Genomic DNA, 11,659 nt, shown 5'->3' with positions numbered 1-11,659 from the left:
CCACAAATGAGGGTCACATTAAGTTGATCAGAAGCCGTAAACATGAGTCTTTTATTCCAATTTAAAAAATGAAAGACTTTATGGTTTTTGGAAGAGACTGCTATGTGGGGTTTAGCCGACGCTCACGCTTATTATTAAGGCTAGCATTTGAGCAACCTGCATAGTCCACTTGTGCTAATAGACCTGGTTGAAATACAGATGTAGCATCATTCGTCGAGTTTCGACTATGGCTAGGCCCTCGACAGCGCCAATTATCTTTTTTTGTTTGATGCTCCCAACAAAAAGCTAATGCCTCTACGACAAGCTGATATTTTTCTTTTTCCTTTACATTTTCCACTTTACTCGGTGCAGCCTTAACAGGAAGCCTTGCAAGTTGTGCTTTCTGTTGTCGCGCCAATTCTGCTTGTCTTCGAATATAATCTTGACGTTGTTGGTCCAAACGATTTTGCGCTTGCTGCTTCTCAACTAAATAAGCTTGCTCACGTTTCTTTTTATTACGTTGAGCTTGTGCATAATCTTGATTCACCTTATTAATTTGTCGATATAAGTTTCTTGATGTCTCTTCAATGCTCGGAGTTCTTGCATTAATACTATCAAGCGCTTTACCTAAACCAACAGCCCAAGAGTTCTGCTGCGGTTGCGTATTTGCCGATTCACGCTGTAATCTAGCAACCTCTCGCTGATATCTTTTTTCATTCTCTATGTCACGTTCTCGCTGACGATCTCTTTCTCTTTGGGCAATTCGTTGCTGCCTAGCCTGCTCTATTTCACGACGTACTTCAGCCCGCTCGTTAAACAGGCTTTGTTTAACTGAAGCAATCACATTCATTTGCTCATTAGAATCTTGCAAATCCTCTGCGGCTGTAATGCTTTTTTCAGCACAGCCAAAGTTACGTGCTCTAATACAGTCATTGGCCGATTCAACCTCCTCTTGAAAGTCTAACCCATCCAACATATCTAACTGCTGCAATAGTTTCATACGGCTTTCTAGTGTTGCTGCGTGCAATGAGAAAGCAAACAGCAATATAGCTATAGATAAAATCTTCAAGTACATAAACTATTAACCTCTCAATGCTTTGTAATTAGTAATATTTTCAATAGTGATTAACCAATAATACACAGCCAATTTTACAGAGGCCCATTTCTCAGGATCCAGCGCCTCTAATTCAGCATTAACCTGTTTTAGAGAATTAGCTTTCACTTCCATCTGACAGCTATCATCTATGGCGCTAGCCTTAAAAGATTCCACCGTAGGAATTCCATGACTGCGTTTTTTAGGCTGAATCACTGCTAACATTGGCTTAAGTACACAATCTGAAAACACATCATAAGCTTTAGCATCAAGGTTTTTCATCATATGAACCTTAATATCATCAACACCGTATTCATCAAAGAAATAACCCATTTCTGCGTTCATTAATGACTCAGACTTTATGAGGCTCAACTCCTCCAATAATAATTGAGCTTCCAAAAGGTAATCATTTTTCGCCAATTTATTCATATATTCATGATTATTTTTTACTGTATTAACTCGCTCTATCGGACTCGCTATCAAATAATCACTTAAAGAAGTGTAGCTTGTAGTCACCATGGCTTCTTGCACAACCTCAAAAGCCCTTTTATAGATAGGCTCAGTACTGGGAAAATAATAGCCGTTACTCTCTGCTAGCTGTAAGTCTTCTAGCTGTGCAGCATCACTAATATTGGTTTCTTTCAACGTTTGAAAAAAATGATCCGGCCTCCAATATAAATGATTTAAAGAAGGCTCCTTTGCAAACTTATGCGATATAGCAGTTAACGCTATTTGCATCAAAGTAGAACAATTACGATTAATAAACTTATAATCTCCAACATAGCCCCAATGAATCTCTGCTAATGCTCTGAGCATTTCTTCTCTTTCTTTTTGATCAAGATTTAAAGGTAAAGAATAGAGATCACGAAATTCGCTGATAGTATATTTCTGATACACATCCATAAAACTATTTGCGTAAAGGTAAGCTTTATATCCTCCGAGCACCCCCTTAATTGAATTGATTTTAATATCATCTATATGCGCCATATATCCCAACACAATATGCTGATACAAATTCGCATCGCACTCTGCCTTGCTACTTTTTGCTTCAGGACAAATAACAAACCTTAAGGAAATATGACCAAATTTAGACATCATATTATTGTCTTTACTTGCAAAAACGATATGAATATCTCGAACTCTATTGGGATCTATATAAATAATATTGTTTGAACTGTAACGTGAGAGAAGGTCGAATGGCACAGCCGAATCACAAAAAAAATCTTCTTTGTAGAATGCATATCTTTGTTGAAAATACTCATAATAAAGCGGTTGTTTGCAAGCAAAATAGGCTTGCGTAATATAACGAGCGAGTTCTTCTATATAAATTTTTGTAACCTTTAGATCATTATCGCTAACAATGTCTGCAAGTTTGAAAAACTCTGAATCAGGGGAAAAAGCATCACGGTTCGTAGCAGAAAAGTATTCTATCAGCCATTCCTCTTGCGTCAGTTTGGCTGATTTTGCCAACCTGTCTACAGCAACCAGATCAATTGTAAGTCTTAATTCAGTATTGAAAGCGATAATTGGCATGCCATCTTCTGTAGAGAAAATAACCTGTGGGGCATCTATATTATTTTTATGTAATGTCGAACAGCCACTAAGAATTACAAAAAATAAAACTGTTATAGGTAGCCTTATCGCCTTAAGCATCAGCAGTGTCATAACTACTTCTGTGTTTGCTGCTCGACAGCCTTAGCTACCATAGAATTGGGTTTTGCCCACTTTGCTGCGCGTGCGTTCAATTCCTTTTGTAATTGAATCTGATCTGTGAGACGGAAAGGTGCTAGTGTAAGGTCGGAAGATAATCCTACAAGTGTCGCCACAACGAAAGTAGGACCAACCGTAGTAACTGATGATATGTCATCCTTACCTCTATTCTCTCGAGCTATCCTCAGCCCTTGATTGTTAAGGTTTTTAAAATAAGCCCCTCCAGATTTATAACTAGCAAGCTCTGTTTCAAGTTCATTTATTCGATCCTGATTTTTCCTCTTTTCTATGTTTTCCTTTAAAGCTAAAGCATGCTTATTTTCCCATTCCTTTGCTTTGACATCACTTTGCTCCACCCCTTTACCTGACTTATAAAGCTTAGACATATCATACATAGCAGTAAGATCCCCTGCTACAGCGCGAGTTAATAGATGAGTAGCTTGCTCCTTTTCCTTATCGGCAATAATTTGTAGGCGTTTATTTTTCCAATTTTGTGCTTGAACTTGGCTTTTATTCACTCCTTTACCGATGCTGTATAAGTTTTCCATTTGATTCATTGCATCAATATCGCCAGCCTTAGCTCTTTTTAAGATAGCTTTAGCTGTATTTTCATCTTTTGTATCTACTGATTTTTGTGACCAATACTGGGATTTTTCAATATTTTTCGGAACACCTAAACCTTTTTCATATAATTCAGATACTTTGCGCATTGAAGTTACATCACCATTTCTGGCTTTTTCAAGTGCTTTTTGGGCCAAGTCATATGCCGCTTTTTCGGTAAGTCTAGAAGAGGATAAAGTGACTTTAATTTTCTTTGCCGTGTTATCGGTTAGGTTTAATGTTTTTTCAAACACTCGCTCATGATCGGCATCTACTGTTTTTACAACATAAAGCTTAACTAAGCCTGCTTTTACAAAAATATCCGCTGGACAATTACCATGAGATTTACCATTAATAAACACAGTCGCATCAGCCGCATCTCCTATGCATTGAACTCGCAAGGCTGATTCAGCATGAGTATATGATGTTGCTAATAATGATAAAACTATCAAACAACTGGATCGCTTAAATATTTTTTTTATAAACATGTGCTAAATACCACCGATTATAGTTTCAATTTGAAAATAAAGTTACATGCTCGCCATTCTAATGTTGGAGCGAGCCTTAAAAAGAAAAGCGAGGGCCTAAAAATAGAAAGTAGCTTTCCGAAGCATTATGCTATTCTTTTTAAAATCGAATGTAGTAAAAAGTAAAGATAAAGTAAATAAAAGTCAAATAGAATTAGCTTAATAATTTGATAATAAGGATCTATGTTTTCGTATAGGAGAAGATTTTTAGTAAAAAAGATGATCGGATATAAACCTATTATCCAAGAAAAGAGGTGGCCTATTAACATGAAGGCTAAAGATAAAGTATCGTAGTGATACGGGGTTAAGATTAGACAATCTATATCTTAACAAGATGACTTTGTCATTTTTTTAAAGATCTATGATAATGATATTAATACAGAAATATTATACGGGCTTATCTATCTGTGCTGTACCACGATGAGTAAAATTTTATGCAGAAGGAGGAAGTATTAACCAGTGCGGAGGTTCTCTATAATAAACAGCCCTACTAAGTAAGAAAGTAAAAACTCTCTGTACTTAGCCATCAAAATCAAGCCGTGTTATTTCATTCATGCAACGAACTAAGGCGTGAGGTGTATTAGCCCGCCTATCATAAGAATAAAGGCAATCAGCGCTGGTGAGGTTACAATTCCAGCAATGACTAATATCCAAGCCAATAGATTGACGCCAATGCCTGAGCCATTCATCTGCAAGATGGCGGCTAATGTGCCAAATATGGCAAAAATAATAGCAAGCGGCACGAAGACAACACTTAAAGTGAATATACCAAATACCGCTAATACACACGCAATTATCCCCGCGGTGCTGCCAGCGTTATTCGCTCTTACGTAAATAATGTCTTTCTCAACCATGATGATTCCTTGGGAATACTGACAAGTGAAGCCTCATTGTAGCCAGTTTGGTACAAGCAAGACAGTTTTTGAGTACGTTAGAGACTTGCTCAAGACGCCAGTCGATTTCAATTAAAGTACGACTAAAATCAATCGCCTTTGATGATAGGCGATATTTGGCGAATTAACAGGTGTGTACCAGCCTAGCAGCGATGCCTTATCACACTCATTTGGATGCCTTTATGTGATGACAACGAAAGGTGCTGCTTATTTTTGAAGAGTGGTAAGTTGATCTAAATCTTTGCAGTTGCGGTGGCTGTTTGCAGTTTTGTGTAAAGCTTCTAACCTGCTTTTGATGTTCAACGTGATTGTTGTTATTTTGCAATACATTGAGTCGCTGTTCATCGCGCAGATTATATTTTTATCAATCATTAATCTATACACAGCCAGTGCTTATGACAGAAGTACTTATGAAAAAAAGTACCTATGAAAAAAGTACCTATGACAAGACGTACCTATGACAAGACGTACCTATGATTAACCATAACCGACGCACTTTTATTCGACATTTGATCTTGGCATCTTGCACCACCCTATTACCCGTTTCTGCTTTTTCAGCTCAAGGGGCTGAACTTGAAGAGATTCGATCGCATCGTATTTATGTCGATGGCCATAACGGACGAAATTCTAATGATGGCACCGAGAGCTCTCCTCTCAGAACAATTCAGTCAGCGTCAAATAAATTACCAAACGGTGGTGATATCGTTATCCGAGAAGGCGTTTACCGTGAAACAGTAACGGTTGCTTATGCCCATCAATCCTTTAGCAATTATCCCAATGAAGAAGTCACAGTGACAGGCCTTGATGTTGTCACTGGGTGGTCGTTATATAAAAATGGTATTTACCAAGCAAATTTTTCTGGTTTTGAAACGCAATTTACACAGGTTTTTGCTAACGACGCTTATATGCAAATGGCGCGTTACCCAAATCAAAGCAATGGCGACATGTTAAGTGTGCGCGAAAGCGGATCTGGATACGCTGATATCGTGGTCAATAATGCAGCGGATAAAAACGACACCACAAGTAATAAACGCGTTGTCTTTAATGACATGAATAACATTCCTGATGATTACTGGGTTGGTGGTTATTTCAGAGGTATTTCAGGTAAAACATGGCAGAACCCTCATGGTCGAATTACAAGTAATAGCGGTAACCTGATTCAGGTTAAATCTGAATTGACTGATTGGACAAAAAACAATAAAAACATTCCGGGCAGTGGTTGGGGCTTTATCTTCCATTTGAATGCTTTAGACGTAGCGGGCGAATGGTATGCACAAGACGGTAAACTGTACTTTAAACCTGAAGATAATATTGATGTTAACAGCCTTAAAATTGAAGCACAAAAGCGCGAATGGGCTTTTATCATTAATGGTAAAAATAACACCAGCATTTCAGGTTTAAACATTAAAGCCGCTTCGCTACAGTTAAAATCAGATAACACAGTGATTAAAAAAACGAGCTTTCGTTATATATTCCCCTACTTTGCCCGTGCCAATTATAATTCCTCATTCAAACAGCAAGGTGGAATTTATGTAAACGGCAACAATAATACTTTTGGAGAATGTTATGTTGCCCACACCTGGGGGAATGGTTTCTCAATAGAAGATGGCCACAATAACACCATCCACAATTGTATTATTGAAGATATTGGCTGGAACGCACAATTTACGTCAAGTGTATTAACCTATGCGTTTAACACCACTATTTCTAATAGCACCTTAGGCTCAACAGGCCGATTCCATATTCGTTTTAATGATAAAATCAATATTGTATATAATGATATTTTCGATTCGACGAGGTTAGGGCAAGATGCTGGTTCGATTGAAGCAACGAGTGGTAGTGCTTACGACACAGCATTAGATATTAAGAATAGTATAATCGCTTACAATCATATTCATGATAGCTCAACACTGCCAACGTCGAAAGCTGTTGCAAGTAATGGTAATAGTGGTAAGCAGTTTGTGGTGGCGCTTTATTTAGAAGATGTAAAAAACTATACAGCGCATCACAACGTTATTTGGAATTTTCAAACAGATATTAAAGACGATGGCACCTTTGTTTATTTAGGTCCCCGTCGTACAACGATTGAAAACGTAAAATACTATAATAATACGGTTTATAACACCCATTACCGTATTCGTTTATGGAATCGTGATAGGCAAGGCGCGATTAATAGTACAAATTTCACCAATAATTTGTTCGCGGGCCCGATGGTTGACTTAGAAAGTACAAATACATTATTAAAATGTATTACACATGAAAATGAACTTAATGATGCTAATCCAAGTGACACGTTTGTGGATCATTCAAATGGAGATTTTCGTTTACGAGCTAGCGCAACAGATGCCATAAACAAAGGAAAAACGATTGCGGGCATTACCAATAACTTTGTGGGAAGTACGCCTGATATCGGCGCTTATGAATATGGTCAGCCTGCTTGGGTACCAGGGGCAAGTATCGCTAGACCATGTTTTGCACCAATGAATTGCGATGAAGCAATCCCTGACGCTAAAGCAATACCGAAAAAATAAACACCTTCAACTAGTCATTTACCTGCAATTGTCTTGAGAGAAATCTGTCCCACTGATCTTAAGCAGCCCCACTGGTATTCAGCAATTACGTTGATAGGGGCTCTACTCTATGGGCTTATTATGAGCCTTGAAATAGCCTTATAAATTTTCTATCAATGTAATCCTTCATACGAAAAGCCAGTTTACCTGAGAAGGTAAGTGACCATTTAGACAATACCCCTTCACCATCACCAAGGTTATAAATCAAAAGATAATCGCCCGCTGGCGAAAAAGGTTCTAACGATTTTCCTTCAAGCGCGCTCATTAAATTGTTATACAACACTAAGTTTTGACGAACCGCATAAACGCCCACTTTATCAAGAGGATGATCGGCATAATAGATACAGTCCCCTCCGCCAAAAATATTTGCTTGGCCCGTTGATTGCAAAAATGTATTCACTTTTAAGCCACCATCAGGGCCAACATCCAAACCAGATGCGGCAAAGAGCGGGGAAGGCTTAACACCGATTGCCGGAAAGATAATATCAGCGTCGTAGGTCGTATCATTTTCTACCGTGATTTTTCCATCACTAACGCGCTCAACATACCCTTTGTCTATTATGGTAATACCTTTACGAACCAGTAATTTATGAACCAGATACTGCACCCGAACAGGCGCTTTAGACATCAGCCTAGGTCCACTAAACAAGCGTATATTCGGCTGGTGCAATGACTTTCTCTTACATAATTGATGGATATTCCCTGCTATCTCCACCGCCGCAGGCCCGCCACCGAGAACCGCGATTGAAATAGGCCCATCGTTCAATTTTCGAAGAATGGTCTCTTTAGCTCGATATAGCTCTTCAATTGGCTTCGCTGTAAACACATTCTCATCAGCGCCTTCAACAATGCTTTTAGGAACATAAGAACCTGCATTACAAGAAAGCACATCGTATTGAATCGTCTCATCACTTTCTGCGAGATACACAAGCTGCTTGTCTGGATCAATGCGGCTAGCGTGGGCTTTAACAAACCTCCCACCCTTACTTTCAACCTGTTGTTTGGTCTCAAAGCGAATATCATCCGGCTCGTAAGTGCCGCCAAGCATCCCCGGTCCCATACCGCTGTAATAGTGATAATCAGAGGGTTGGATAACCGTGACTTGATACCCTTTCTCAATAAAGGACTCTAATTTACTTAGAGTAATCATGTGTGCATGACCACCCCCAATCAAAACAAGACGCTTCATATCGGTTTCTTCAGCTGTTAACTACGATTAATATGCCCTACTAAGGCCCCTAAGCACCTTGTAATGCGGCTATTGCTTTCTTAACCCACGGGAACCAAAAGCGTGCACCTATCCTAAAAAATATCGCCTATTACAAAAGAGAAAATCACGACTGAAAACGCACTTCCGTAAAGTGAGGATTTTCAACGGTAATCGCCAGCTTCACCATATCCGCTAACACCACCAACATAACGCCATCGTCTGTTTGTATTTTAATGCACTCAGCACGGCTTTCGTTACGGGCAGTATCAAGTGCAACACCGTCTATCTTTGCTCCCGTATTCATCGTTAACCTAATCGGGTAATGGAACAAACAAACGATCTCAACATAATCGTACTCATGGCAAGTAATCATAAGAAACCTCTAATAAAATACCGATTCAAAAGACCAATTCAAAAGACCAATTTGAAAGACCGCAGCATTAAAAAATCATGGCGAGCCGACATAGCAACGGCTCAGAAAAAAGCGACTATTTTTTTGCCCTTAAATTTGCAACACTGACTTCGGCATTCGCATGACGAGCCGCCATAGCCACTTCTTTAGAGACAATCGTTTTACCGATAGGTGCAATTGAAATGCCAGCAAGTTTTAAATGCTGTAAAGCGAACGGGATACCGATAATAGTAATAAAACACGTAATAGCAGAAATAACATGACCTATCGCCAACCAAAATCCAGCAAAGATAAACCACAAAACATTGCCTACTACTCCCCAGCCGCCGGTCCCCACATCCTCGGCGTGCGTTAACTCATTTCGAGCAATGGCTTCTTTTCCAAATGGGAAAAAAGAGAAAACCGCGATGACAAAACACGCCCTGCCCCATGGAATACCGACAATCGTTATAAAAGCCAACAGCCCAAAAATGCACCAAGCTAAGCCCATCACTAGACCGCCAAATATAAACCAAATTAAATTTCCAATTGCTCTCATATCACCTTCTACCTTCTACCTTCTACCTTCTACCTTCTACCTTCTACCTTCTACCTTCTAATATCACCTTCTCATATACCTCTTAAAATGAGCCTGACGAGGCGATGGAGTTGCACTACAGCCGAAGATTCAACAGACCACACTGTCCATCATCATAGATCGATGATATCGAAGCATCAATAGAATATGAACCGGATGGTTAAGCAATAAAGAGGCGTGAAATCAAGATGCTTGATCGATAATAGAATCAAAGGTAGGAAATAAAAATGATGAAATAATAGACAATTTAAAAGAACATGAACATGTTCTTTTAAAAGAAATGCTACAGACTCAATACCTCGTTAAGCGGAATAAAAACAATGGGGATAATCACAAAACGATAGCCATCTATTTTTATTCCGTTTAAACGACTTGTCAGATTATTTTATACTGGCTCGAAAAATTTAGGATTAACACCGTAATCATTTGTCTCCTGCCCATCTTGAACTAAGAAAACGATCAACACTATGAAACCAATAAGAGGGAGTAACGCTATCAGCTGCCACCAACCAGAACGTCCAGTATCATGTAACCTTCTTGCTGCAATGCTAATGCTTGGTATGAGTAATCCAAGGCCTACCAACATAGAAATCACATTTAAACCCAGTACCGCCAACACTACGTTGATAATTATATAAATAAGTATAAACATCCAATATTCTTTTCTACGTGCTCGACCTGAAAAGTCGGCGTATTTCTTCAGCGCACCTATAAAATAATCCATTTCAATCTTTCCTTATTAATTAACATTGAGTCATCGGTTGTTTCATCGGCTGTAGATGGGGTTAGCCCCACAAACATTACATACGTCTAAGATTCAATAAACCATTCGATTTTCAATCATTGATTGATGATATCAAGCCGTAAATGCTATGCCCCCCCTTTTTACAATTTAACATTACCAGCAAAGGCACAGCTTTGTTGCTGACTGCCGTTGTTAGCTTTCTCACCGCACATGGCAGCTTATACTTCCTTCAATTTTACGTGAATTTCCATTTCTACATATCCGTCAATTCTTGCATCGTTCAGATAATACTCTAACATTGGAAAATCATCTGGTTCAAATCCACTATTTGGTAGCCAATCAGAATAGATACTCAATTGAGCCTTAATTGTTTCTTCTGGATTACCTTTAAAATATCGTACAGCGTATTTACCTTTTGGTATTTCAGACAGTGAAAATGGCGGCTTTACTTGTACATCTTCACCAATTACAACCGAAGCAGTGTAACGACACTTATCTACTGGCGTAACTGTTGGATTATCAAAAGCAAAAGCGAATCGTTTTTGCTCATCTTGTTTTATCCCATTGTTGGAAGCCCAATCTATAAGTTTGTCCCATGCTTCATATATTGCTTCTGGTTCATAGCCACACTGCGAGGCTAAAGTACATACACGCTGGCCTGCAAGTTCTTTTACTTCAACTTTCATATTTATATCCTCTGCGTTGGGTTTATTCATCACTTGATTTGTGATGCGAGCAGGATATAAGTCAGAAGGGTGAAAATCTTTTCCATACTTGCTAGAGATTTTTCCAATCTTGCTATCTTTAACTTTTTCTGGGTTTCGTATTTCTGACGGACTAAAGCCGAAGTGAAGCTTTATCGCTTTTGAAAAATTGGCACTTGACGAAAAACCGCTATCTAAAGCTACCTGAGTAACTGATAGATAGGTTTTAAAAATCAATAAGTTGACGGCTCGTTCAAGTCTTCTCCTAACGATGTAATCATTGACCGTCTCACCGAAAATACCTGTAAAAATTCGATGAAAGTGGTATACCGAAAAATTACTTACATTTGCCACATCAGACAGTGAAATTTTTTTATTCAGATTCGATTCAATATATTGAATTACTCTATCTATACGCTTCTTATATTCTTTATTCATAGATACCTAATTTAGAATACCTCGCAGATATTCAAGGGAAGCTAACAAGGCTGTAGAATTACCTCAACAGCCAAATTTAATCAAAAACCGAGTCTCTGAGCTCAACCCTAAGCGCTTTTAGCGTACTCGGTAATGCATTTCGACCCCATAAAAAAGGCTATTTTTCTAAATGAAGAGTAATTCTACAGCCTCAACGCCTCA

Annotated in this window: 10 protein-coding genes; 1 reads left to right on the top strand and 9 read right to left on the bottom strand. The window is 38.7% G+C overall.

What is annotated here, in order from left to right; genetic code table 11:
• Positions 1-100: 100 nt before the first annotated feature.
• The 4 genes from V6259_RS15950 to V6259_RS15935 form a co-directional block, all read right to left on the bottom strand.
• Complete coding sequence (locus V6259_RS15950) at positions 101-1,054, bottom strand: hypothetical protein (RefSeq protein WP_341585410.1); 954 nt, start codon at positions 1,052-1,054, stop codon at positions 101-103.
• A 6-nt stretch (positions 1,055-1,060) separates the two neighbouring features.
• Positions 1,061-2,737: a lipoprotein N-acyltransferase Lnb domain-containing protein gene (locus tag V6259_RS15945; RefSeq protein WP_341585409.1), complete on the bottom strand. Its 1,677-nt coding sequence runs from the start codon at positions 2,735-2,737 to the stop codon at positions 1,061-1,063.
• Positions 2,738-2,739: 2 nt separating this feature from the next.
• A complete protein-coding gene (locus V6259_RS15940; RefSeq protein ID WP_341585408.1) occupies positions 2,740-3,870 on the bottom strand; it encodes a tetratricopeptide repeat protein in 1,131 nt (376 codons plus the stop codon).
• Between the two features lie 602 nt (positions 3,871-4,472).
• Positions 4,473-4,763 carry a hypothetical protein gene (locus tag V6259_RS15935; RefSeq protein WP_133011788.1) on the bottom strand — a complete coding sequence of 97 codons (291 nt, stop codon included), beginning with the start codon at positions 4,761-4,763 and terminating at the stop codon, positions 4,473-4,475.
• A gap of 512 nt (positions 4,764-5,275) precedes the next feature.
• Here V6259_RS15935 and V6259_RS15930 point away from each other — a divergent pair.
• The gene (locus tag V6259_RS15930; protein ID WP_341585407.1) at positions 5,276-7,333 is read left to right on the top strand and encodes a hypothetical protein; all 2,058 of its coding nucleotides are present in this window, start codon (positions 5,276-5,278) and stop codon (positions 7,331-7,333) included.
• 118 nt (positions 7,334-7,451) lie between these two features.
• Here the strand turns inward: V6259_RS15930 and V6259_RS15925 are convergent, their stop codons facing one another.
• From V6259_RS15925 to V6259_RS15905, 5 genes are all read right to left on the bottom strand, one after another.
• Positions 7,452-8,561 (bottom strand): NAD(P)/FAD-dependent oxidoreductase, encoded by a 1,110-nt coding sequence (locus tag V6259_RS15925; protein WP_341585406.1) that lies wholly within the window; start codon positions 8,559-8,561, stop codon positions 7,452-7,454.
• Positions 8,562-8,706: 145 nt separating this feature from the next.
• The gene (locus V6259_RS15920) at positions 8,707-8,955 is read right to left on the bottom strand and encodes a Rho-binding antiterminator (protein WP_341585405.1); all 249 of its coding nucleotides are present in this window, start codon (positions 8,953-8,955) and stop codon (positions 8,707-8,709) included.
• A gap of 115 nt (positions 8,956-9,070) precedes the next feature.
• The gene (locus tag V6259_RS15915) at positions 9,071-9,532 is read right to left on the bottom strand and encodes a YccF domain-containing protein (protein ID WP_341585404.1); all 462 of its coding nucleotides are present in this window, start codon (positions 9,530-9,532) and stop codon (positions 9,071-9,073) included.
• Positions 9,533-9,956: 424 nt separating this feature from the next.
• Positions 9,957-10,295 carry a DUF805 domain-containing protein gene (locus V6259_RS15910; RefSeq protein WP_341585403.1) on the bottom strand — a complete coding sequence of 113 codons (339 nt, stop codon included), beginning with the start codon at positions 10,293-10,295 and terminating at the stop codon, positions 9,957-9,959.
• A 239-nt stretch (positions 10,296-10,534) separates the two neighbouring features.
• A complete protein-coding gene (locus V6259_RS15905) occupies positions 10,535-11,458 on the bottom strand; it encodes an AraC family transcriptional regulator (protein ID WP_341585402.1) in 924 nt (307 codons plus the stop codon).
• Positions 11,459-11,659 lie beyond the last annotated feature (201 nt).

Source organism: Marinomonas sp. TI.3.20 (assembly GCF_038155025.1).
GTDB classification, from domain to species: Bacteria; Pseudomonadota; Gammaproteobacteria; order Pseudomonadales; family Marinomonadaceae; genus Marinomonas; species Marinomonas flavescens.
This window is presented reverse-complemented; position numbering and strand designations above follow the sequence as displayed.

What these genes read in the sequence shown, in the direction of transcription:
- V6259_RS15925 (WP_341585406.1), bottom strand. Translation starts at nt 8,561, where the DNA reads ATGAAGCGTCTTGTTTTGATTGGGGGTGGTCATGCACACATGATTACT.
- V6259_RS15950 (WP_341585410.1), bottom strand. Translation starts at nt 1,054, where the DNA reads ATGTACTTGAAGATTTTATCTATAGCTATATTGCTGTTTGCTTTCTCA.
- V6259_RS15935 (WP_133011788.1), bottom strand. Translation starts at nt 4,763, where the DNA reads ATGGTTGAGAAAGACATTATTTACGTAAGAGCGAATAACGCTGGCAGC.
- V6259_RS15910 (WP_341585403.1), bottom strand. Translation starts at nt 10,295, where the DNA reads ATGGATTATTTTATAGGTGCGCTGAAGAAATACGCCGACTTTTCAGGT.
- V6259_RS15915 (WP_341585404.1), bottom strand. Translation starts at nt 9,532, where the DNA reads ATGAGAGCAATTGGAAATTTAATTTGGTTTATATTTGGCGGTCTAGTG.
- V6259_RS15940 (WP_341585408.1), bottom strand. Translation starts at nt 3,870, where the DNA reads ATGTTTATAAAAAAAATATTTAAGCGATCCAGTTGTTTGATAGTTTTA.
- V6259_RS15905 (WP_341585402.1), bottom strand. Translation starts at nt 11,458, where the DNA reads ATGAATAAAGAATATAAGAAGCGTATAGATAGAGTAATTCAATATATT.
- V6259_RS15930 (WP_341585407.1), top strand. Translation starts at nt 5,276, where the DNA reads ATGATTAACCATAACCGACGCACTTTTATTCGACATTTGATCTTGGCA.
- V6259_RS15945 (WP_341585409.1), bottom strand. Translation starts at nt 2,737, where the DNA reads ATGACACTGCTGATGCTTAAGGCGATAAGGCTACCTATAACAGTTTTA.
- V6259_RS15920 (WP_341585405.1), bottom strand. Translation starts at nt 8,955, where the DNA reads ATGATTACTTGCCATGAGTACGATTATGTTGAGATCGTTTGTTTGTTC.